Genomic DNA, 21,375 nt, shown 5'->3' on the forward strand with positions numbered 1-21,375 from the left:
CAGAGGCGATTGCGTTTGAATCGAGAAGCCGCAGCGTACTGGATCGCCCGGTCAAGCCGGGCGATGACGCCTTTCTGACGCTTGGGCCTGCCTTTCCGATGCAATTGACTCCGCCCCCTCCTCACGATTGACTGCCCTCCCCAGCGGGACGCCCCGCCAAGAAAAATCTCGGGAGGCTTCATGACGCCGACGCTCAATCGCGCGCGCTCCATTCTGTCCGGATTGTTTCTCTCTGCCGGCATCGCATCGTCAGTCCTTCTCGCTCCGCCCTCGCCCGCCAAGGCAGCCGACATCCCGACCTTCGCGGTCGACGCCTCCTGGCCAAAACAGCTTCCCAACAACTGGATCATCGGCCAGATCGGCGGCATCACCGTCGACTGGCAGGGGCACATCTGGGTCATCCATCGTCCGCGTTCGCTGACTGATGGCGAGAAGGCTTTGAGCCTCACCCCGCCGCGCGCGAAATGCTGCGTGGCGGCGCCGCCGGTGCTCGAATTCGACGTCGACGGCAATCTGCTGCGATCCTGGGGCGGCCCCGGCGACGGCTATCAATGGGTCGGCCGCGAGCACGGCATCGAGGTCGACGAGCGCGGCTTCGTCTGGATCGGCGGCAATGCCGACGACGACAGCGCGATCCTGAAGTTCACGCTCGACGGCAAATATCTCGGCCAGATCGGCAAGATCGGAGCCCGCACCAACAGCAACGACACCACCCAGCTCGGCCGGCCCGCCGAGATGGCGATCGACAAGGATGCGAACGAGCTCTACATCGCCGACGGCTATGGCAACCGCCGCGTCATCGTGTTCGACGCCACCACGCTGGCGTACAAGCGGCACTGGGGCGGCTATGGCAAGCTGCCCACCGACGACAAGCAGCCGCCTTACGATCCGAGCGCCGCGGTGCAGGAGCAGTTCGGCAATCCCGTGCATTGCATCAAGATCGCCAATGACGGGCTGGTCTATGTCTGCGATCGCAGCCAGGACCGCATCCAGGTCTTCCAGAAGAACGGCACCTTCGTCAGGGAATGGTTCTACGAGAAGAACACGCGCGGCGACGGCGCGGTGTTCGACCTCGCGCTGTGGCCCGATCCGAAGCAGACCTATCTGCTCAACGCCGACGGCGCAAACAACGAGATCCGCGTGCTCAAGCGCGACGACGGCACTGTGGTCGGCACGTTCGGCCATAGCGGCCACAATGCCGGCCAGTTCGCGCTGCTGCACGCGATGGCAGTCGACCAGAAGGGCAACGTCTACACCGGCGAGGTCGAGGGCAAGCGGATCCAGAAGTTCAGGCTGACCTCGGACGCGCTGAAGTGAGGATTACAGCTGGATGACGCTTCGACGCAGTTCATCAGGCTTTATGCGGATTGCCGCCTCTGCCGAGAAAGGGTAAGCGGGAACTCGAACGACCGGTACAAGGCTCCACAAGAGGGCCGTCCGGAAAATGACAATGGAGGGAATACTCATGACGACGACGCTCGTGCGGCGCCACGCCGTGCTTCTCGCTTGCGCTGCACTCGGCCTTGCAACACCTGCCTTTGCCCAAGACAAGAACGTCAAGATCGGCGTGCTGAACGACATGTCGGGCCTCTATGCCGACATCGGCGGCCCGAACTCGGTGGCCGCGGCCAACATGGCGGTGGAAGATTCCGGCCTGCGTGCCAAGGGCTGGAAGATCGACGTGGTGAGCGGCGACCATCAGAACAAGCCCGACGTCGGCGTCAACATCGCGCGCCAATGGATCGACAACGAGAAGGTCGACATCATCACCGACACGCCGAACTCCGGCGTCGCGCTGGCGGTGAGTAACCTCGCCAAGGAGAAGAACTCGATCGTGCTCAACTCGGGCGCGGCGACCGCCGATCTCACCGGCAAGGCATGCAACGCCAACACGATCTCCTACACCTTCGACACCTACATGCTCGCCCACGGCACGGGCAAGGCGCTGACCAAGGCGGGCGGCGACACCTGGTTCTTCCTCACCGCCGATTATGCGTTCGGCCATGCGCTGGAGCGCGACACCACGGCGGTCGTCACCGCCAGCGGCGGCAAGGTGCTCGGCGGCGTCAAGCATCCGCTCAACACCGCAGACTTCTCCTCCTTCCTGCTGCAGGCGCAGGCCTCCAAGGCCAAGGTCATCGGCCTCGCCAATGCCGGTGGCGACACCACCAACTCGATCAAGCAGGCCTCCGAATTCGGCATCACCGCGGGCGGGCAGAAGCTCGCGGCGTTGTTGCTGTTCGTCAACGACGTGCACGCGCTGGGCTTGAAGATCGCCCAGGGCCTCACCTTCACCGAGTCGTTCTACTGGGACATGAACGACCAGACCCGCGCCTGGTCGAAGCGCTTCCAGAAGGTCTCGCCGAAGAATGCGATGCCGTCGATGACGGTGGCCGGCGTCTATGCCGGCGTGCTGCATTACCTGAAGGCGCTGGAGGCGATGGGCGGCAATCCGCATGACGGCGCCAAGGTCGTCGCCAAGATGAAGGAGATCCCGACCGACGATCCGCTGTTCGGCAAGGGCCCGCTGCGCATCGACGGCCGCCGCATCATTCCGGCCTACCTGTTCGAGGTGAAGAAGCCGGAAGAGTCGAAATATCCCTGGGACTATTACAAGCTGATCGCCACCATCTCGCCGGATGACGCCGCCAAGCCGCTCGAGGCCAGCGAGTGTCCGCTGGTGAAGAAGTGACTGCGTAGCAGTCATTCCGGGGCGCGCAACGCGCGAACCTCAGGTGCGCAATTGCGCACCGGGGAATCTCGAGATTCCGGGTCTGGTGCTTACGCACCATCCCGGAATGACTCGCTCCTTCTCAGTGAGCGAGTAGCCGTAGCTGTGTAGCTAACCCACCCTACTCCACCCCATCACTTTGCGGCCGCCTTCCTCGCCGGCGGCGGCAACGATGCCCATTCCTTGTCGGCGCGCGGGCCGCCGGGATCGCCGGTCAGGCCGACGAGTTGTCCAGCCTGAACGTCGAGCGTCTGGGTCCAGGTCTGGGTCTGGCACAGCAGCTTGAGCAGGCAGCCCTTCAACTTCAGCCGGTCGGACGCGTCGCGCCACAGCGAGACCGAATAGGACTTGCCGTCCTCGGCATTGTAGATGTCGCCGTCGAACCGGCCCTCTGGCGTCAGCTTCAATCCCAGGATCAGCTGATGGCCGAGCAGCGCGCGCGTTCGCTTGTCGGCATCGGGATTGAAGCTGTCGCGGAACGGCTGGCCGCGTGGATCCAGCGGATCCTTCATCCACACGATGAAGCCGCAGATGCGGTCACGTGCAGCACCGCAGCGCTCGAGACGGATGCGGGCTCGCCCGTCCTCGGTCAACCAGGTGCCGCCGGGATCGACCGGAGCAATCGTCTCGGCGCGGCCAGTCGAACTCATTAGCAAGGCGGCGACGAGGCTGCGCAGAAACATGCGAACCAGAAAGTTCATGGCAGGGGACCTTTCATTGCCGGGATGGTTTTAGGGACGCGCAACGCGCGCCTCACTTGAGTCGCGCCATGAAGGCATCGGCGCCCTTGTCGATGCCGGCGGTGGCGGCGGCGAGATCGCCGACGCTGGCCTTGATGTCGTAGGCGTTGGGATATTGCTTGCTGACGTAAGCGCCGAGCAGCCGCGAGGTCGAGCTGTCGAACATCTCGACGGCATAAATCACCGAGCCCGTCATGGTACCCTCGCCGTCGCGCGCCGCCTGGACGCCGTTGTAGACCGCGCCTGCCAGATCGAACCGTGACAGCGTGCCGAGCACCGGCGTGTTGGCGACAGCGCCGGTCAGCGTCAGCCGCAGCCGAAACGTGTTCGGCCCACGCGTGTTCACCAGCGTGAAGCGGCCGCGCAATTTGTCGGCGAAGCGGGTCTGCATGTAGGCGGCGAGCGTTTCCTTGTCCTTCTCGGACATGTCGCCGAACTGATGATCCGCGCCGCGATAGATCACGACCGGATCGAGCATGACCTTGTTGTAGCTCCGCCAGTCGACCGGCGGCGCATAGCGATACGGCACACGGCCCGAGGAATCGGACGTGTCAGGCGTCATGTAGGCCGACGAGGCCACCTCCGAATAAGCCACCGGCGTGACGGCGGCACATCCTGCTGCGATGACGCAAAGCGCCATCGCTCCCAGACCGCGCGCGGCGATCGAGCTCTCCATTCCAGTCTCCTCATCCGACCTGCGGAAAAAAGCAGCTCGGCCGCAGCCGCGTCCGGGGCTGAAAGTGCGGCTGCGGCCGCCACTGCCGATCTGGCTCGCCGTCCCGGCGCCGCCAGATCTTGCCTCAGTGCGACGAATTATAAAACCGACCAGTTGGTTTGTAAAGTTGCAATCGCAAGAAACGCATTAGAAAAAATGCGGCGCCAGAAGCGCCGCCGGTGTCAGGGAGATTCAGTTGCGCTTGCGGGCCGTGGCCGGCTTTACGGCCGGAGCCTGCGATGCCGCGCGCGCCGCGACCGTCCCGGCCGGCTTTGCAGCCGCCGTCGCGCCCTGCTCGATCGGAGCCCATTTGCTGTCACAGAGCAATCGCTCGAACAGGCGATCGCGCTCGGCATCGCTCAACGATGACAGGCCGAACAACGAACTCAGCAGCAGCCCCCTCGCAGCCGCCCAGCGCAACAGCGCGAGATCGGGGTCACGCGCCTCGGCCTTCATCAGCGCGATCTTCTGGACGTCGACATCGCGCGGCATCGCCATCAATTCGGGGTTCTCGTTCATCGCCGCCAGCAGTGCGAAGGCGCCTGCCCGCGGCGTTGAGATCGCCTCCCGCAGCGTGGCGATCTGCGCCGCGAGTTCGGGCTGGTCCGTGGTCTCACGCGCCTTTTCGATGTAGCGCTTCGAGAACTCCTCGAAATGCGCCATCTGCTGCTCGAGCAACGCGCGCAGCACCGCTTCCTTGGTGCGGAACTGATGCATCACGCCGCCCTTGCTGAGCCCGCTCTCGCGCGCGATCGCGTCCAGCGTCAGGCGGCCCGGACCATCGCGCGTCACGATGGTGATCGCGGCCTCGAGTGCGGCGTTGCGGGAGCGTTCCGAGCGAGAAGGATTATCCATGGGGTTGCTTACTCAGGAAGGAGTCGCTTGAGCGCACAGTATCTCAGCGGCCTCGGTCAATCTCAAGCGCTGCATCCGATTCTGCCAGGCAGCGCGAACGACGTACCCGAAATGCCGGCGTCGGCCTCGGGTGGCGCATCATGCGAACGAATCGATCATCGAGCGATCTGATCGCTCACGCGCACGCGCGTACGGTGCCGCGAACCGTCTGCAGCAAGCGGCGACGCAGGCCGTGAAGGAAACCGTGCGCCATTCGGCCGATGACCTTTTCCCCTCGACCACGCGTGCGGGCAACAGACTCTGCATCGGCATAACTGGCGGCGACGATCGTGCCGTGCCTGTTCCCCTCGAGCTTCAGGTCGGTGAGATAGACGAGGCCGCGCGACATCAGCAGCGCCACCTGTACGTCGCTGAAGCGGCTCAATTCATCGCAGATATCAACGGCCTCGTCGTTCACCACGCTCCTCCTGCCGAAGTGGCCTCCGGGCGAGGCACGCATCTAGATCCGATACCATCCTGTATACAAACCAACCGGATGGTTTGTAAATAGGCAAAATAGCGCAATCCGCCGGATTCGGCCGATCGGGCCCATCGGCCTGTCGGATAGCCGCCCTCGCATTCGTCCTCGAAGCATCGATCAGCCAGCACTTGGAGCATGCGAGCGATGTCACAGAGCCAGACAACCCAAATCAGGGCACTCATCGAATCCTGGGCGGACGCCGTCCGCAGGCACGACTATCCCGGCGTGCTCGCCCATCACGATCAGGACATCGTGATGTTCGACGTGCCGCCGCCGTTGCAGTCGCGCGGATTGGATGAGTACCGCAAGACCTGGGATCTGTTCTTCAGGTACAACCGCCCGTCCTACGCGTTCGATATCGAGGAGATCGCGATCACGGCCGGCGAGGATGTCGCCTTCGCGGCTGCGGTGATGCGCTGCGGCCCGCCCGATGCCACCTTCCAGTTCAGGCTGACGATCGGACTGCGCAAGGTCGGCGACGGCTGGCGCATCACGCACGAGCACCATTCGGTGCCCGCGACGGATTGATGTGTGCCCTCACTCGTGCCTGGCCGGAAATTGCCTCAGATCCTCTCAGTGTGACGGATCACATTGCATCCAACGGCTCCAGCATGGAGCGCGCGACGCACACATCGTTCCGCAAGCTTTCGGCATTTTGTGTCGTGATGTGGCCGACAGCTATTTTGCCTAACGGCGTGAACCCGCTCCTCCCGGGGGGCGACCGAAGAGAAGGGGCGGCCAAGCCCGAGCTCGACACGGGAGCTCGACACGGGAGCTGGACAGATGGCCAACCGACCCAAATTCGCAATCACGAGGCCGATCGAGGAAACGCCGTATGCGGCGGCGCCTGACATCGTCATCGGCTATCCGCATCGGCTGGACTGGCTGGCGCTGTACCAGCCGGGCCCGCTGCGCATGCCCAACGAGCAGGGCATCTATCGCGACGTCATGGCGCTGGAATCCCGTTACCAGGACATGAAGGGCCATCATGAGCGCACCGTGAAGGCGCAGCTGGATCTCATCCCCAAGCGCGCCACTGGCCGCGCCGTGCTTGCGGAAATCGGCCGCAAGCCGTCGCACAAGGTGACGATCTTTCCGTTCGATTTCCTGCCCTCGGGGCAGTGGAAATCCGAGACGGCGGCCGCGACCGAGGCGACTGTGATCATGCCGACGCCGGAGATGATCGCCGCCTGGCGGGCCAATCCCGCGGTTCCACCCGCGGCACTGCAGCCGCAGCTCGACGGCATGCTGAAGGGCACGCAGTGGAGTCGTCTCGACTTCACCTATCCGGCCACCGGTGCGGGGACAGGCGTCTATATGTTCTATACGGCGCAGCGCTTCGACGATCAGCCGATGGGCGCCGACGATGCACTGCTGCATGAGCTGGTGCATGCCGCGCGGCTGGCGAAGGGACTTTCCTTTCAGGCGCCGGTCAGCGGCAGCTATCGCAATATGGAGGAGTTCTTCGCCAGTGTCGTACAGATGGTCTATCGCTCGGAACGGCGGCAGTCGATCTTCGACTATGCCGGCGCGCCGATCGATGCGGCGTCGTTCCTCGACAAGAACCTGACGCCGTCGCCGCGACTGCTGATGGGCTGGCTTCGCTCGCAGCAGGGGACTTTCTATGCGGCGCTCACCAAGGCCGACGCAAGCTTCAATCCGATGCGCCAGGCCGACGCCGAAGCGGCCGCGCTGACCCGGAAGATCGAGCACGCGACCTGACCACGCCGAGACTGCGCGCGCGTCGGCCGGGTGAGGCCTTCGGCCGAACTAACTCACCCACCCTGCGCAGGCGCCTTCGCCGTCGAACGCCATGCAATCGCGAGCGCGAGCAGCAGCAGCGCGCCCGCCAGATAGAATGGCGCGCCGGGCATCTTCACTGGCGCGTTGGCGCCGATGAAATGCGCAAATGTCAGCGTGAACAGGAACGGGCCGATCAGCTGCGAGACGCTCTGCACGCTTGATGTCGCGCCCTGCAGCTGGCCCTGCTGATCTGCCGCAACGAGTTGCGTGGTCAGTGCCTGGGTCGCGGCGCCCGCGACACCCCACAGCGCCATCACGGGAATGCCCACCCAGAACCAATGGCCGGTCGGCGCCGCACCGAAGATCAAGAAACCGGCCGCGCCGAAGCCGAGCCCGAGGAACAGCGTCTTGCGCTCGCCGAAACGCTTGACGATCGGGCCGATCGCCGCACCCTGCACGATCATGGCGCAGACGCCGACCAGCGCCAGCGTCGCGCCGACGGTGCCGGTGCTCCAGCCGTAACGATAGGTCGCGTAGAGCACGAACACCGACGGCAGCACGACATGGGCAAGCTGGGCGAAGAAATTCACCAGCGACAGCCCGGCGAGCACCCGGTTCGAGCGCAACAGATGCAATGCGCCGATTGGATTGGCGCTCCGCCAGCGGAACGGCGAGCGGCGCCCGGCGGGCAGCGACTCCGGCAGGATCAACAGGCCGTAGAGGCCGTTGGCAAGGCTCAGGCCGGCTGCAACCCAGAACGGCAGCCGCGGATCGAATTGGCCGAGCAAACCGCCCAGCGCCGGCCCGAGGATAAATCCCGCGCCGAAGGCGACGCCGATCTTGCCGAACACGGCGGCGCGCTGCTCAGGCGCGGTAACGTCGGTGATGTAGGCGAATGCGGTCGAGATGCTCGCCGAGGTGATGCCCGAGATCATCCGGCCGATGAACAGCCAGCTCAGCGTCGGCGCGAGCGCCATCACCACATAGTCGGCGGCAAGCCCGAAGTTCGACAACAACACCACGGGCCGGCGACCGAAGCGATCGGACAGCGCACCCAGGATCGGCGAGCAGAAAAACTGCATCAACGCCCAGATCGTGCCGAACAGCCCGAAGATGCGCGCGGCGTTCGCGGTGTCGTTGTTGACGAAACTCTCGATCAGTTTCGGCAGAATCGGAATGACCACGCCGAGCGCGAGCGTGTCGAGCAGGATGGTGACGAAGATGAAGATGACGGCGGCACCGCGCGCCTGCGGCGCGTCCGCTGCGTCTTTCTCGTCTTGACGGGTTTTCGTCACGCGAACCGGGACCCACTTCGCTCGAAAACGCTAAGCGCCACCTCTCCGCTCATGACGGGCGTTTGCGCTTGTGGGCGAACGGATTGGCCTTTTCACGCAGCGTGATCCTGATCGGCGTGCCCGGCAGATCGAAGGTCTCGCGCAGCGAGTTGGTGAGGTAGCGCAGATAGGATCTCGGGATCGCGTCGGCGCGCGAGCAGAACAGCACGAAGCTCGGCGGGCGCGCCTTCACCTGCGTGATGTAGTTCAGCTTCAGCCGGCGGCCAGAGACCGCCGGCGGAGGCGCGGCCTGGATCGCCTGCTCGAACCAGCGGTTGAGCGCGGCCGTCGGCAAGCGCCGGTTCCAGACCGCATAGGCCTCCTGGATCGCAATCATCAGGCGGTCGATGCCCTCGCCCATCAGGCCGGAGACGGCGACGATTGGCACGCCCTTGACCTGGGGCAGCCAGTGGTCGGCATCGGTGCGCAGCTGCGAGATCTGGTTAGGCTTGCGCTCGACAAGGTCCCATTTGTTGACCGCGAGCACGATGGCGCGGCCTTCGCGCTCGATCAGGTCGGCGATCCGCAGATCCTGCTCCTCGAACCTGTTCTGCGCGTCCATCATCATCACGACGACTTCGGCGAAGCGCACCGCGCGCAACGCGTCGGCGACCGAGAGCTTTTCCAGCTTCTCCTCGATCCGCGAGCGGCGGCGCAGGCCGGCGGTGTCGAACACCCGGAACTGGCGGCCCTGCCAGGTGATCTCGACCGCGATGGAATCGCGCGTGGTGCCGGCCTCGGGGCTGGTCAGCAGCCGCTCCTCGCCGAGCAGATGGTTGATCAGCGTCGACTTGCCGGCGTTGGGCCGGCCGACGATCGCAACCCGGATCGGTCGCTGCGCGATCTCCTCGTCCGACCAATCCTCGACACCCTCGATCCCATCTTCCGCCTCCTCGGCAGACTCCGGCATCAACGCACTGAGCGCATCGCGGAGATCCCCCATGCCCTCGCCGTGCTCGGCCGAGATCTGCACGGGATCGCCGAGGCCGAGCGCGTAGGATTCCAGCGCGCCGATCTCGCCATGCTTGCCCTCGGCCTTGTTGGCGACCAGCACCACCGGCTTGTTGGCTTTCCGGGCGAAATCGGCGAAGGCGCGGTCGGTCGGCGTCAGGCCGACGCGGGCGTCGACCACGAACATCAGGGCGTCGGCAAGCTCGATTGCGGTCTCGGTCTGCTCCTGCATCCGCGCCGTCAGCGAGCCCTTGGCGCCTTCGTCGAGGCCCGCGGTATCGATGATGGTGAAGTCGAGATCGTAGAGCCGGGCCTGGCCCTCGCGGCGGTCACGCGTCACGCCGGGCTCGTCGTCGACCAGCGCGAGCTTTTGGCCGACCAGCCGGTTGAACAGCGTCGACTTTCCGACATTGGGCCGGCCGATAATGGCGATGGTGAAGGACATGGATCATCCAGGCGCGGTCTGCGACGCGCGGGTCAAGGTGCTGGCAAGAACTACAGCAGGAATGTTGGTCGGTCGAAGCAAATGATCGGGCACCTTCCCCCTTCGCCGTAAGCGGGGCGAGGTGGAACTCAACTAACGGTTAGCGTGTAAAGCCGCCGCTCGGCACCGGCGCAGGGAAGCCGCCGCCGGATTGTTGCGAGGTCTGGGTCTGGGCCGGCGCCGCAGGCTGCGCCTGCTGGTCGTCGGCCGGCGGCGCGGTGGTGCGGCGGCGGACGATCTTCTTCGGCTTCGGCTCCGGCGGCAGCGCGGCGGGCGCACCCTCCTCCGGCGCGGCGTCGGGAGCCGCCGCCTGATCCGCCGCGGGGGCTGCGGCCGGCGCCGCCCTGCCCTTGGCGTTCTTCTTGGCGCCCTTCGGCGGCTCGGGCGGCGGAGCCTGCTGGGCGGCGGCAGCCGCGGCGTTCTGCTGGTCGAGCTGTTCCTGCTGCGAGCCCTTGTACAATTCCTTCGGCACGCCCTGCTCAAGGCCAGGCACGCCTTCCGGGAACACCGGCTTGCGGTCGCCGGCCAGCTTCTTCTTGGTGTCGAGGAAGTCGAGCAGGTCGCTCGGGTCGAAATTGGACATGCCGCCACCGCCGCAGCCCGCCAACACGCTGCAAAGCGCGATGAGAACTGCGGCTGCGATCAGGCGTTGCGAGCGGCGCATGGTCGATCTCTCACTCAAACTCGGGTTCGTCTGGGCATGATCTCCGCGCAAACGCTTCGCGTTTGTCGCGAGGGAAAACCGGTTCCCACTTTTGCGGATCATGCCTCCTCAGCTCTTGGCGACCGGCGGCAACAGTGCCTGCAGCGCTTCGGCGCGCGAACGCAGGCTCGGCGGCGTCTCACCGTCATTGGCTATCTGCTCGAGCCATTGGCGCGCGGCGGTGGCATCGTTGGCGCGCAAGGCCGACAGCGCCAGCAGCTCGCGCGCGGAGTGGCGGAAGGTCGAATCCTTCGCCGTGGCCGTCGCCTCGAGCCGCTGCAGCATGTTCGGATAGGTCGTGGTTTCCATCAGGATCTGCGCGGCACGAATCCGCGCCAGATCCTGCTCGGGACCGCCGACGCTGCGATCGGCCGCGATCTCGTCATAGATCTTCGCTGCGGCCGGCTGGTCGCGGGTCGCGACCTCGGCGGCCATGCGCAGCCGCGCCAGATTGCGGTAGCCGGACGGCGCCTTGATGATGAGGTCGGCGAACGCAGCCTCTGCCTCGGCGTGCTTGTTCTGCTCGGACAGCTCGGCCGCGCGGTCGAACGCCGCACCGGCCTCGGCCGCCTTCTTGGCCTCGAGATATTGGTAGCCACGCCAGCCACCGACGCCGGCGACCACCAGGATCGCCAGCGCGATGATAAAGATCGAGTACTTGTCCCACAGCTTCTTGAGCTGATCGCGACGGACTTCCTCGTCGACTTCGTCAAATAATTCAGACACTTAAGGCTATCCCATCCCCTCGGGACCGCGAATCTCGGTGGGGCCATGCCCGCACCCGATCCCCACATCGCGGCGGCGTTACCCTAACGGTGTGGCGGAGGCAAGGCAAAGCGAGGCGGATCAACGCGTTAACAGGGGAAGTTTGTCCTGCCCCGGGGCTCACGCCCCCGCCAGGCCCTCGCGCAGCTGGCGCTTGATCACCTTGCCATTGGCGTTGCGCGGCAGCGGCTCTACGGTCAGCGCCATCGTCTCCGGCACCTTGTAGTCCGACAGGCGCTCCGCGCACCAGGCGCGCAGGCTCTCCGCGTTGACGTCGGTACGGGTCACGATCACGGCGTGGACGCGCTCGCCGAGCACCGGACACGGCTTGGCGATGATCGCGCTCTCGACCACGGCCGGATGGCCTGACAGCACCGACTCGACCTCGGCGGAATAGATCTTCAGGCCGCCGCGGTTGATCATGTCCTTCTGGCGATCGAACACGCGGACGAAGTTTGCCGCGTCGACCGAGCCGAGATCGCCGGAATGCCAGAAGCCGGCGGTAAAGCTCTCCGCGGTCGCCCTCGGATTGTTCCAGTAGCCCTTGATGACGGAGGCGCTGCGGATCCAGAGCTCGCCGATCTCGCCGCGCGGCACCTCGCGGCCGTCGCGCCCCATCACGATGATCTCGGCGCCGGGACACGGCAGGCCGACGCTGTCGATATGGGCCGCGGTCAGTTCGCCCGGCATCAAGGTCGAGGGCGACGTGGTCTCGGTCGCACCGTAGCAATTGGCGAGCTTCAGCCCGGGAATTTTTGCGTCGAGCTTTTCGATGGTGGCAACCGGCATCGGCGCGCCGCCGAAGCCGCCGATCCGCCAGCTCGACAGGTCGTAGCTGTCGAAATCCGGCTGCATCAGGCAGAGATTGTACATCGCCGGCACCATCACCGTGTAGGTGACGCGCTCGCGGGCGGCGACCTTGAGATACTCCGCCGCCTTGAACTCCGGCATGATGATCAGCGCACCGGCGCAGCGCGCCATGGTCGTGACGTTGGCGACCGCGCCGGTGACATGCGCGAGCGGCACCGCAGCGATCGAGCGATCGGCCCTGGTCAGCTTCAGGCAGGACGCGAACACCTGTGAGGAGTGGATGATGTTGCAATGGGCGAGCATCGCGCCCTTCGGCCGGCCCGTGGTGCCCGAAGTGTAGTGGATCATCGCGATGTCCTCTTCCCTCACCTCCGCCGGCGCCTGCGCCGGGGCATGGTCGCGCAAGGCTGTGAATTGCGACGCACCGTCGTCGCTGACGGAGATGCGATGCTTCAGGCCGGGGATATCGGCCGCATCGGGGATGCGATCGGCAAGCGCGGCCTCGTGCACCAGAAGCGTCGCGCCGCAATCATTCAGCACATAGGCGATCTCGGGCTTCTGCTGGCGGGTTGAGAGCAGCACCGTGACCAGCCCGGCATGGGCAGCGGCGAACATCGTCAGCACGAATTCGATGCGGTTGCCGAGCAGGATCGCGACGCGGTCACCGGGCGCAAGGCCAAGCGCGGCAAAGCCCGCCGCCACCTTGGACGACTGCTCGGCCACCTCGCGCCAGTTCAGGCGCTGATCGCCGCAGACCAGCGCCTCGCCGTCGCCGTTGTGCGCGACGGCCTCAGTGACCATCGCCCACAGGCTGCCCGGCCGCTCCGGGAAAGCCGGCACGACGCGGTCACCGAAGCGCGGCTCGAGCCGCATCGGCGGCAGTGCGTGTTGCGACCAGTCCATGCCCGCTCCGTCAGCTCTTCTTCATGCCGTAGACGTGCTCCGGCCCGGGGAAGGCGCGGCTCTTGACGTCGCGCGCATAGCCCGCGATCGCTTCCTCGATCATCGGTCCGAGATTGCCGTAGCGGCGCACGAATTTCGGCGCGCGCGGCGACAGGCCGAGCATGTCCTCCAGCACCAGCACTTGGCCGTCGCAGGCCGCACTGGCGCCGATGCCAATGGTGGGCACGGCGATCGATTGCGTGATCTTGCGCGCTAAGGGCTCGGCGACCGCCTCGACCACGATCGAGAACGCGCCGGCTTGCGCGATCGCGTGAGCGTCGTTCTCGATCGGCGCCCAGTTCTCCTCCTCGCGGCCCTGGGCGCGGAACGCGCCGAGCGTGTTGATCGACTGCGGCGTCAGACCGATATGGCCCATCACGGGAATGCCGCGCTCGGACAGGAACGCCACCGTCTCCGCCATCCGCGCGCCGCCCTCGAGCTTGACCGCGCCGCACAGCGTTTCCTTCATGATCCGCACCGCCGATTGAAACGCCTGCTCCTTGGAGCCTTCGTACGAGCCGAACGGCATGTCGACGACGACGAGCGCCGCCTGCGAGCCACGCATCACCGCGCGGCCCTGCAGGATCATCATGTCGAGCGTGACCGGCACCGTGGTCTCGAAGCCGTGCATGACGTTGCCGAGGGAATCGCCGACCAGGATCGCATCGCAATGACGGTCGACCAGCGCCGCGGTATGCGCGTGGTAGGACGTCAGCATCACGATCGGCTCGCCGTTCTTGCGGGCGCGCAGATCGGGCGCGGTCTTGCGCTTGATGGCAGATTGAACAGACATTGTCAGGCTCCCATGACAGGCACGCCGATCACGACCGGGTGGAACGCAAACGCCAGCGCCAGATAAGCGATGACACCAACCGCGATCGCGATCAGGTCGTTAGTTGGGCCGCCCACCGGGATCGGCGGCGCGCCGGCATCCGCGCGGCGCTTTAGCGAGATGCGGTCATAGACCGCCCAGCCGAGAATCGAGCCGAACAGGATGATCGAGCCGAGGTCGCCATTGGCGAGCAGATGCGCGAACGCCCACAGCTTCACGCCCGCCAGCATCGGGTGCTTCAGCGTGGTATAGATGCGGCCGCGGATATAGGAGGCGACGACCAGGATGACGGCGGGCAGCATCAGCGCCACCGTGATGTGCTTCAACGCGGTCGGCGGCGTCCAGACATCGATCCATCCGGTCGCGCGGTAGTGGCCGAAGCCCCAGACAATCAGGAACAGCCCTGCGGCGGCGGCGAGCGAATAGACGATCTTGTAGACGCCCTCGCCCATCGTTTTGATCAGGCCGGCACGCAGGTCGCGTAGGCTGGTCAGCACATGGATGCCGAGGAACAGCACGAGACCCAGGATCATGACGAGCAGTCCCACGATGTTCCTCCCCTGATCGATTGATGTCCTCGCGTAACATCTTCGCCGGGCGGTAGGCAATGCATCACGCCGGGCGGCGGATCAGGGATTGCCGGCCGGCTTGGCGAACTCGCGGTTGTCGACATAGCGGATCATGATCGGGCGCCCGGCCAGCGCGCCGCCGAGCCCGCCGGTGAATTTCAGCGGCAGGCAAGCGCCGAGCGAGGCGTTGATCGCATTGAGATAGGTCGTGCGGGTGTCCGCCGGGACGCCCCGCGTCGCGAATGTCAGGCGCGGCGCGCCGATCATCTCGCCCGTCCGCTTGAAGCTGAAACGCACCGACATCTGCATGCCCTCGCGCGCATCGTCGGGCGGCGGCGGCGCCCAGCAGGAACGCAGCGCCGCGAAGAGATCGCCGATGGTATCGAGATCATGGTCCGGCTTGTGGTATTTCTGGGCTTGCGCCGCGGACGGCACGGTCAGGATCGTGAGCTGAAGATTTTCGCCGTACGGATAATCCATCTCTGGAAGGCACGGCCCATGGTTGAACACGCTGCAATAGGACGGCGTGCAGGGCCCGCCGTCGAGCACGCTGCAGGGCGTGTGCGCGAACGGCACCGGGTTGGTCTGTTGCCGTTCCTGCGCACCGGCCGCGCCCACAAGGCTGATGGCCAGCACGGCTAGAGCGAGGCAGATGATGACGCGTCGAAGCATGCAGCTGGATCCGGAATGCGCTTTTCGGAAACATGGTACCGCGGCCGGAGCGGAGCAAGCCGGGCCGAGTTCACGTCCTCGCGCTTTTCGCGTCACACCCCCACTGTCATCGCCCGGCTCGACCGGGCGATCCAGTATTCCAGAGGCAGTTGTGATCAATCGAGAGGCCGCGGCGTACTGGTCCCTCGGTCAAGCCGGGGGACGACACCGAGGAATGGGCATTACGCCTTCTTCTTCACGTCCTTGACGTTGGAGAAGGTGATGCCCTCGGCGCGCTCGCGGGTGTAGCCGAGATAGAACTCGTTCTTGGCCATGAACACGGGATCGCCGTCGACGTCGTCGGCAATGCCGGAATTGTTGGCGGCGACGAAGGCGTCGAGCTTCTTGCGGTCGTCGGAGGAAATCCAGCGTGCCAGCGAGAATTCAGAGATCTCGAACTCGACCGGCAGTGAATATTCCGCGTCCAGCCGCGCCTTCAGCACGTCGAGCTGCAGCGGGCCGACCACGCCGACCAGCGCCGGCGCGCCGTCGCGCGGGCGGAACACCTGCACGACGCCCTCCTCCGACATTTGCTGCAGGGCTTCCTTCAGCTTCTTCGCCTTCATCGCATCGGTGAGGCGAACACGGCGGACGATTTCCGGAGCAAAGCTCGGCACGCCGACGAAGGTCAGATCCTCGCCCTCGGTCAGGGTATCGCCGATCCGCAAGGTGCCGTGGTTCGGAATGCCGACGACGTCGCCGGCAAACGCCTCGTCCGCCACCGAGCGGTCCTGGGCGAAGAAGAATTGCGGGCTCGACAGGCTCATGTTCTTGCCGGTGCGCACCAGCTTGGCTTTCATGCCGCGGCTCAGCTTGCCCGAGCACAGCCGGGCGAAGGCGATGCGGTCGCGGTGGTTCGGATCCATGTTGGCCTGGATCTTGAACACGAACGCGCTCATGCGCGGCTCGGCCGCCTCGACCCTGCGCAGATCGGAATCCTGCGCGCGCGGCGCCGGTGCGAACTTGCCGAGGCCTTCGAGCAAGTCGCCGACGCCGAAATTGCGCAGTGCGCTGCCGAAATAGACCGGCGTCAGATGGCCCTCGCGGAACGCCGCGAGCTCGAACGGCTTGCAGGCTTCCGAGGCCAGCGCGAGTTCGTCCCTGACCTCGGAGACGTCGAGATTGGGGTTGCGCTTGCCGAGATCGGCGATGTCGATCTGCTCGGTGGCGCCGGTCTTGGCGCCGCCGCCCTCGAGCAGCCGCACGCCGCCATTGACCACGTCATAGGTGCCGAGGAAGTCGCGGCCGCGGCCGACCGGCCAGGTCATCGGCGTGGTATCGAGCGCCAGCGTCTTCTCGATCTCGTCCAGCAGATCGAACGTGTCGCGGCTCTCGCGGTCCATCTTGTTTATGAAGGTGATGATCGGGATGTCGCGCAGGCGGCACACCTCGAACAGCTTTCGCGTCCGCGCCTCGATGCCCTTGGCGGCGTCGATCACCATGACCGCGGAGTCGACCGCGGTCAGCGTCCGGTAAGTGTCTTCCGAAAAGTCCTCGTGGCCCGGCGTGTCCAAGAGGTTGAACACGAGGTCGTTGAACTCGAAGGTCATCACCGAGGTGACGACCGAGATGCCGCGCTCGCGCTCGATCTTCATCCAGTCCGAGCGGGTGTTGCGGCGCTCGCCCTTGGCCTTGACCTGACCCGCGAGGTTGATGGCGCCGCCGAACAGCAGCAGCTTTTCCGTCAGCGTGGTCTTGCCGGCGTCCGGGTGGGAAATGATCGCAAAGGTGCGCCGTCGCGCCACTTCCTCTGACAGTGGCGAGCGGGTCGGCGATTCGGTTGTTGCAGCGGTATCGGACATGGCGGGGCAGCGTTTGGCAGGGAAAACGGGCGCAATCAAGGGCGTTTTGTCGCAATGCGGCCGGGCCGCACCTTCCCCATATAGGTACGCGAAGGACGACCTTCTCCTCACCACACCATCAGCGGGGACGACCCTGCCTTTTCCGGAGGGTTCGTGATGGCTTGGGCCATTCTGTTCACCGCTGGCCTGCTCGAGATCGGCTGGGCGATCGGGCTGAAATATACCGAGGGTTTCTCGCGGCTGGTGCCGTCGGTGCTGACGCTCGCGGCGATGGCCGGCAGCGTGATCCTGCTTGGCATCGCGCTGAAGACGCTGCCGATTGGAACCGCCTATGCGGTCTGGACCGGGATCGGCGCGGTCGGCACCGCGGCGCTCGGTATCATCCTGCTCGGCGAACCCGCGACCGCGATGCGGCTTGCCAGCATCGCCCTGATCGTGTCCGGCATCGTCGGACTGAAGCTCGTCGGATAATTTCGTCGCTCGACATCGCGACGGTCACTTCAGGATCTGCACGGCCCAATAGGTCGCGGCCGCGACCGCGGCCGACGCCGGGATCGTGATCACCCAGGCATAGACGATCGAGCTCGCCACATTCCAGCGCACGGCGGAGAGCCGCCGTGCCGCACCGACGCCGACAATGGCGCCGGTGATGGTGTGGGTGGTCGATACCGGAACCCCGAGATAGGTCGCCATGAACAGGGTCGCGGCGCCGCCGGTCTCGGCGCAAAAGCCCTGCATCGGCGTCAGCTTGGTGATCCGCAGCCCCATGGTGCGCACGATCCGCCAGCCGCCCATCAGGGTGCCCAGCGCCATCGCGCTCTGGCAGGACAGCACGACCCAGAACGGAATTTCGAAGGTGTCGCCGAGATGGCCCTGCGAGTAGAGCAGCACGGCGATGATGCCCATGGTCTTCTGCGCGTCGTTGCCGCCGTGGCCGAGCGAATAGAGCGACGCCGAGGCGAATTGCAGGATGCGGAAGGCGCGATCGACCGCGAACGGCGTCGAGCGCACCGAGAGCCAGGACACGACGGCCACGAGCACCAGCGCCAGCAGGAAGCCGACCAGCGGCGACAGCACGATCGCGAGCAAGGTCTTGGTGAGCCCGCTCCACACCGCCGCCGAAATGCCCGCCTTCGCCATGCCGGCGCCAACCAGCCCGCCGATTAGCGCGTGCGAACTCGACGAGGGAATACCCAGCGCCCAGGTGATGACGTTCCAGACGATCGCGCCGACCAGCGCGGCGAAGATCACCGTCGCGTCGACCACCGACGGGTCGATGATCCCGGTGCCGATGGTGTTAGCGACGTGCAGGCCGAATACTGCGAAGGCAACAAAGTTGAAGAAGGCCGCCCAGAACACCGCATATTGAGGCCGCAGCACGCGGGTCGAGACGATGGTCGCGATCGAGTTCGCGGCATCGTGCAGGCCGTTCAGGAAGTCGAACAGCAGCGCGACCGCGATCAGGATGGTGAGAACCGGAAGACCCAGCGTGGCGTCCACGTGATGGCCCCCGCCTTACACTTGCTCGATCACGATCGAATTGATCTCGTTGGCAACGTCGTCGAAGCGGTCGGCCACTTTCTCGAGGTGATCGTAGATCTCCGCGCCGACGATGAAGTCCATCGTGTTGGCGTTGCGGTGCTTCAGGAACAACTCCTTCAGCCCGATATCATGGAGATCGTCGACCCGGCCCTCGAGCTTGGTCAGTTCCTCGGTGATCTGGGTCAGCATCGAGACGTTCTGGCCGATCGCCTGCAACAAGGGCAGCGCGCGGATGACCAGATTGGCGCATTCGACGATCAGGGTGCCGATCTCGCGCATCGGCGGCTCGAACTCGCGCACCTCGAACAGCATGACCGCCTTTGCTGTCGCCTGCATCTGGTCGACCGCGTCGTCCATCGCGGTGATCAGGTTCTTGATGTCGCCGCGGTCGAACGGGGTGATGAAAGTGCGGCGAACCGCGGTCAGCACCTCACGGGTGACGCTATCGGCGTCGTTCTCGAACTGATTGACGCGCTGACAGAAGACCGGGGTCTCCTCCCCGCCCTTCAGCATGTCCTGCAGCGCCAATGAGCACTGCACGGAGGTCTGGGCGTGGCGGGCGAACAGGTCGAAAAACCGCTCTTCCTTGGGCAGGAAGGCGCGAAACCAGCGCAGCATGTCTCAGTTCCATCGTTCCGGGACAGCCCTTTTAGCGACTGTCACAGAACTGTCATATAGCATCTGGCGGGGAAAGGACCGATCGACCGCCCGAACGGGCGGTCGTCCACCGCTATGTCAGCGGAAAATCGCAGGCCGCGCCCTGCCCTACAGCGACCGCCTGAGCATATGGGCCAGCTCGCCGACCAGGCCGCGCCGGAACAGCAGCACACAGGCGACGAAGATCACGCCCTGGATCACCGTCACCCACTGGCCGAAGCCGGCGAGATATTGCTGCATGGCGATGATCACGAAGGCACCGACCACCGGCCCGAAGATGGTGCCGAGACCGCCGACCAGCGTCATCAGCACGATTTCACCGGACATCGACCAGTGCACGTCGGTGAGCGAGGCGTTCTGCGCCACGAACACCTTCAGCGAGCCGGCGAAGCCCGCCAGCGTGCCCGACAGGATGTAGGCGAGCATCTTGTACTGGTCGGTCTTGTAGCCGAGCGAGATCGCGCGCGGCTCGTTCTCGCGGATCGCCTTCAAGACCTCGCCGAACGGCGAGTTGATGGTCCGGTAGATCAGCAGGAAGCCGGCGAGGAAGCCGGCCAGCACGACGTAATAGAGCACCAGCGGCTTCGAGAGATCGAAGATCCCGAACAGGCGCCCCTGCGGGATACCCTGGATGCCGTCTTCGCCATGGGTGAACGGCGCCTGCAGATAGATGAAGTAGAGCAGTTGCGACAGCGCCAGCGTGATCATCGAGAAATAGATGCCCTGGCGGCGGATCGAGATGAAGCCGGTGACGAGGCCGAGCAAGGCCGCGGCAGCGGTGCCGACCACGATGCCGAGCTCGGGCGGCAGCCCCCACACCTTCAGCGCGTGCGCCGTGACGTAGCCGGAGGTGCCGAGAAACATCGCGTGGCCGAACGACAAGAGACCGCCATAGCCGATCAGCAGGTTGAAAGCGCATGCCAGCAGCGCAAAGCACAGCGCCTGCATCACGAAGAACGGATAGATCCCCGTGAACGGCACCACCGCCAGCAGTACCGCCATCACGGCGAATACGATCATCTCGTCGCGCATCGCGCGCGGCGTCACCGGAAGTGTATCGTCGGTCAATGCTGACATATCAGGCCGCCCGTCCCGTCAGTCCCGTTGGCTTCACCAGCAACACCACCACCATCAGGACAAACACCACGGTGTTGGAGGCTTCGGGATAAAAATACTTGGTCAGTCCCTCGATCACGCCGAGCGCGAAGCCGGTAATGATCGAGCCCATGATCGAGCCCATGCCGCCGATCACGACCACCGCGAACACCACGATGATGAGATCGGCGCCCATCAGCGGGCGGACCTGGTTGATCGGCGCCGACAGCACGCCGGCGAGCGCGGCAAGGCCGACGCCGAGCCCGTAGGTCAGCGTGATCATGCGCGGCACGTTGATGCCGAAGGCGCGCACCAGCGTCGGGTTCTCGGTGGCGGCGCGCAGATAGGCGCCGAGCTGCGTCTTCTCGATCAGGAACCAGGTGGCAAGGCACACCACGAGCGAGAAGATGACGACCCAGCCGCGATAGATCGGCAGGAACATGAAGCCGAGATTGACGCCGCCCTTGAGCTGATCCGGGATCGAATACGGCAGACCGGAGGAGCCGAAATAGTTCTGGAACACGCCCTGCACGATCAGCGCGATGCCGAAGGTCAGGAGCAGTCCGTAGAGATGGTCGAGGCCGGCCAGCCATTGCAGCATGGTGCGCTCGAGGATCATGCCGAAGATGCCGACAATGACCGGCGCGATGATCAGCGCCCACCAGTAGTTGATGCCGCCCAGGTTGAGCAGGAAATACGCCACGAAGGCGCCCATCATGTAGAGCGCGCCGTGCGCGAAATTGATGATGTTGAGCATGCCGAAGATGACGGCGAGCCCCAGACTGAGCAGCGCGTAGAACGAGCCGTTGATCAGTCCCACCAGAAGCTGTGCGTAGAGAGCCTGCATCGAATGAGCTTTCGCTGGATAGATGAA

At 65.2% G+C, this 21,375-nt stretch carries 22 protein-coding genes; 5 read left to right on the plus strand and 17 right to left on the minus strand.

What is annotated here, in order from left to right; translation table 11 throughout:
• Positions 1-180: 180 nt before the first annotated feature.
• Together K359_RS0135665 and K359_RS0135670 are read left to right on the plus strand one after the other, a co-directional pair.
• Entirely contained in the window at positions 181-1,317 is a 1,137-nt protein-coding gene (locus K359_RS0135665) for a hypothetical protein (protein WP_029083545.1), read from the plus strand.
• Positions 1,318-1,465: 148 nt separating this feature from the next.
• On the plus strand, positions 1,466-2,692 hold the full coding sequence (locus tag K359_RS0135670; RefSeq protein ID WP_029083546.1) for an ABC transporter substrate-binding protein: 1,227 nt from the start codon (positions 1,466-1,468) through the stop codon (positions 2,690-2,692).
• 173 nt (positions 2,693-2,865) lie between these two features.
• Here the strand turns inward: K359_RS0135670 and K359_RS0135675 are convergent, their stop codons facing one another.
• The 4 genes from K359_RS0135675 to K359_RS0135690 form a co-directional block, all read right to left on the minus strand.
• On the minus strand, positions 2,866-3,432 hold the full coding sequence (locus K359_RS0135675) for a DUF2147 domain-containing protein (RefSeq protein WP_029083547.1): 567 nt from the start codon (positions 3,430-3,432) through the stop codon (positions 2,866-2,868).
• Positions 3,433-3,484: 52 nt separating this feature from the next.
• Positions 3,485-4,147 carry a DUF3313 domain-containing protein gene (locus tag K359_RS0135680; protein ID WP_029083548.1) on the minus strand — a complete coding sequence of 221 codons (663 nt, stop codon included), beginning with the start codon at positions 4,145-4,147 and terminating at the stop codon, positions 3,485-3,487.
• Positions 4,148-4,378: 231 nt separating this feature from the next.
• Positions 4,379-5,041 carry a TetR/AcrR family transcriptional regulator gene (locus K359_RS0135685; protein WP_029083549.1) on the minus strand — a complete coding sequence of 221 codons (663 nt, stop codon included), beginning with the start codon at positions 5,039-5,041 and terminating at the stop codon, positions 4,379-4,381.
• A gap of 175 nt (positions 5,042-5,216) precedes the next feature.
• The gene (locus K359_RS0135690; RefSeq protein WP_156928833.1) at positions 5,217-5,498 is read right to left on the minus strand and encodes a hypothetical protein; all 282 of its coding nucleotides are present in this window, start codon (positions 5,496-5,498) and stop codon (positions 5,217-5,219) included.
• Positions 5,499-5,705: 207 nt separating this feature from the next.
• On the opposite strand from K359_RS0135690, the gene K359_RS0135695 reads away from it, so the two are divergent.
• Both K359_RS0135695 and K359_RS0135700 read left to right on the plus strand, forming a co-directional pair.
• A complete protein-coding gene (locus K359_RS0135695) occupies positions 5,706-6,089 on the plus strand; it encodes a nuclear transport factor 2 family protein (protein ID WP_029083551.1) in 384 nt (127 codons plus the stop codon).
• A gap of 255 nt (positions 6,090-6,344) precedes the next feature.
• The gene (locus K359_RS0135700; RefSeq protein ID WP_029083552.1) at positions 6,345-7,283 is read left to right on the plus strand and encodes a hypothetical protein; all 939 of its coding nucleotides are present in this window, start codon (positions 6,345-6,347) and stop codon (positions 7,281-7,283) included.
• A 53-nt stretch (positions 7,284-7,336) separates the two neighbouring features.
• Here the strand turns inward: K359_RS0135700 and K359_RS0135705 are convergent, their stop codons facing one another.
• The 9 genes from K359_RS0135705 to K359_RS0135745 all read right to left on the minus strand — a co-directional run bounded on the left by K359_RS0135705 (position 7,337) and on the right by K359_RS0135745 (position 17,207).
• Positions 7,337-8,599, minus strand: a complete 1,263-nt coding sequence (locus tag K359_RS0135705; protein WP_029083553.1) for a TCR/Tet family MFS transporter — start codon at positions 8,597-8,599, stop codon at positions 7,337-7,339.
• Positions 8,600-8,648: 49 nt separating this feature from the next.
• Positions 8,649-10,034: a ribosome biogenesis GTPase Der gene (gene der, locus K359_RS0135710; RefSeq protein ID WP_029083554.1), complete on the minus strand. Its 1,386-nt coding sequence runs from the start codon at positions 10,032-10,034 to the stop codon at positions 8,649-8,651.
• Between the two features lie 139 nt (positions 10,035-10,173).
• Positions 10,174-10,737, minus strand: coding sequence for a hypothetical protein (locus K359_RS0135715; RefSeq protein ID WP_029083555.1), 564 nt, complete (start codon positions 10,735-10,737; stop codon positions 10,174-10,176).
• 108 nt (positions 10,738-10,845) lie between these two features.
• Positions 10,846-11,502 (minus strand): tetratricopeptide repeat protein, encoded by a 657-nt coding sequence (locus tag K359_RS0135720; protein WP_029083556.1) that lies wholly within the window; start codon positions 11,500-11,502, stop codon positions 10,846-10,848.
• Between the two features lie 159 nt (positions 11,503-11,661).
• On the minus strand, positions 11,662-13,254 hold the full coding sequence (locus K359_RS0135725) for a class I adenylate-forming enzyme family protein (RefSeq protein WP_029083557.1): 1,593 nt from the start codon (positions 13,252-13,254) through the stop codon (positions 11,662-11,664).
• A gap of 10 nt (positions 13,255-13,264) precedes the next feature.
• The gene (gene panB, locus K359_RS0135730; protein ID WP_029083558.1) at positions 13,265-14,086 is read right to left on the minus strand and encodes a 3-methyl-2-oxobutanoate hydroxymethyltransferase; all 822 of its coding nucleotides are present in this window, start codon (positions 14,084-14,086) and stop codon (positions 13,265-13,267) included.
• A 2-nt stretch (positions 14,087-14,088) separates the two neighbouring features.
• Positions 14,089-14,673 carry an NnrU family protein gene (locus tag K359_RS0135735; RefSeq protein WP_029083559.1) on the minus strand — a complete coding sequence of 195 codons (585 nt, stop codon included), beginning with the start codon at positions 14,671-14,673 and terminating at the stop codon, positions 14,089-14,091.
• 81 nt (positions 14,674-14,754) lie between these two features.
• Positions 14,755-15,366 carry a hypothetical protein gene (locus tag K359_RS0135740; RefSeq protein WP_029083560.1) on the minus strand — a complete coding sequence of 204 codons (612 nt, stop codon included), beginning with the start codon at positions 15,364-15,366 and terminating at the stop codon, positions 14,755-14,757.
• 221 nt (positions 15,367-15,587) lie between these two features.
• Positions 15,588-17,207 carry a peptide chain release factor 3 gene (locus K359_RS0135745; protein ID WP_029083561.1) on the minus strand — a complete coding sequence of 540 codons (1,620 nt, stop codon included), beginning with the start codon at positions 17,205-17,207 and terminating at the stop codon, positions 15,588-15,590.
• A 156-nt stretch (positions 17,208-17,363) separates the two neighbouring features.
• Between K359_RS0135745 and sugE the strand changes: the two genes are divergently transcribed.
• A complete protein-coding gene (gene sugE, locus K359_RS0135750) occupies positions 17,364-17,678 on the plus strand; it encodes a quaternary ammonium compound efflux SMR transporter SugE (protein ID WP_029083562.1) in 315 nt (104 codons plus the stop codon).
• Positions 17,679-17,702: 24 nt separating this feature from the next.
• Here sugE and K359_RS0135755 read toward each other — a convergent pair whose 3' ends face one another.
• From K359_RS0135755 to K359_RS0135770, 4 genes are all read right to left on the minus strand, one after another.
• Positions 17,703-18,707, minus strand: coding sequence for an inorganic phosphate transporter (locus tag K359_RS0135755; RefSeq protein ID WP_029083563.1), 1,005 nt, complete (start codon positions 18,705-18,707; stop codon positions 17,703-17,705).
• A gap of 15 nt (positions 18,708-18,722) precedes the next feature.
• Positions 18,723-19,367, minus strand: a complete 645-nt coding sequence (locus tag K359_RS0135760) for a DUF47 domain-containing protein (RefSeq protein WP_029083564.1) — start codon at positions 19,365-19,367, stop codon at positions 18,723-18,725.
• A gap of 147 nt (positions 19,368-19,514) precedes the next feature.
• Entirely contained in the window at positions 19,515-20,483 is a 969-nt protein-coding gene (locus K359_RS0135765; RefSeq protein WP_029083565.1) for a branched-chain amino acid ABC transporter permease, read from the minus strand.
• A 1-nt stretch (position 20,484) separates the two neighbouring features.
• Entirely contained in the window at positions 20,485-21,348 is an 864-nt protein-coding gene (locus K359_RS0135770) for a branched-chain amino acid ABC transporter permease (RefSeq protein WP_029083566.1), read from the minus strand.
• Between the last annotated feature and the right edge of the window lie 27 nt (positions 21,349-21,375).

Source organism: Bradyrhizobium sp. th-b2 (assembly GCF_000426785.1).
Taxonomy (GTDB): Bacteria; Pseudomonadota; Alphaproteobacteria; order Rhizobiales; family Xanthobacteraceae; genus Bradyrhizobium; species Bradyrhizobium septentrionale.

Coding starts and splice junctions, on each gene's coding strand:
- K359_RS0135665 (WP_029083545.1), top strand. CDS start 181: ATGACGCCGACGCTCAATCGCGCGCGCTCCATTCTGTCCGGATTGTTT.
- K359_RS0135670 (WP_029083546.1), top strand. CDS start 1,466: ATGACGACGACGCTCGTGCGGCGCCACGCCGTGCTTCTCGCTTGCGCT.
- K359_RS0135675 (WP_029083547.1), bottom strand. CDS start 3,432: ATGAACTTTCTGGTTCGCATGTTTCTGCGCAGCCTCGTCGCCGCCTTG.
- K359_RS0135680 (WP_029083548.1), bottom strand. CDS start 4,147: ATGGAGAGCTCGATCGCCGCGCGCGGTCTGGGAGCGATGGCGCTTTGC.
- K359_RS0135685 (WP_029083549.1), bottom strand. CDS start 5,041: ATGGATAATCCTTCTCGCTCGGAACGCTCCCGCAACGCCGCACTCGAG.
- K359_RS0135695 (WP_029083551.1), top strand. CDS start 5,706: ATGTCACAGAGCCAGACAACCCAAATCAGGGCACTCATCGAATCCTGG.
- K359_RS0135700 (WP_029083552.1), top strand. CDS start 6,345: ATGGCCAACCGACCCAAATTCGCAATCACGAGGCCGATCGAGGAAACG.
- der (WP_029083554.1), bottom strand. CDS start 10,034: ATGTCCTTCACCATCGCCATTATCGGCCGGCCCAATGTCGGAAAGTCG.
- K359_RS0135715 (WP_029083555.1), bottom strand. CDS start 10,737: ATGCGCCGCTCGCAACGCCTGATCGCAGCCGCAGTTCTCATCGCGCTT.
- K359_RS0135725 (WP_029083557.1), bottom strand. CDS start 13,254: ATGGACTGGTCGCAACACGCACTGCCGCCGATGCGGCTCGAGCCGCGC.
- panB (WP_029083558.1), bottom strand. CDS start 14,086: ATGTCTGTTCAATCTGCCATCAAGCGCAAGACCGCGCCCGATCTGCGC.
- K359_RS0135740 (WP_029083560.1), bottom strand. CDS start 15,366: ATGCTTCGACGCGTCATCATCTGCCTCGCTCTAGCCGTGCTGGCCATC.
- K359_RS0135745 (WP_029083561.1), bottom strand. CDS start 17,207: ATGTCCGATACCGCTGCAACAACCGAATCGCCGACCCGCTCGCCACTG.
- sugE (WP_029083562.1), top strand. CDS start 17,364: ATGGCTTGGGCCATTCTGTTCACCGCTGGCCTGCTCGAGATCGGCTGG.
- K359_RS0135760 (WP_029083564.1), bottom strand. CDS start 19,367: ATGCTGCGCTGGTTTCGCGCCTTCCTGCCCAAGGAAGAGCGGTTTTTC.
- K359_RS0135765 (WP_029083565.1), bottom strand. CDS start 20,483: ATGTCAGCATTGACCGACGATACACTTCCGGTGACGCCGCGCGCGATG.
- K359_RS0135770 (WP_029083566.1), bottom strand. CDS start 21,348: ATGCAGGCTCTCTACGCACAGCTTCTGGTGGGACTGATCAACGGCTCG.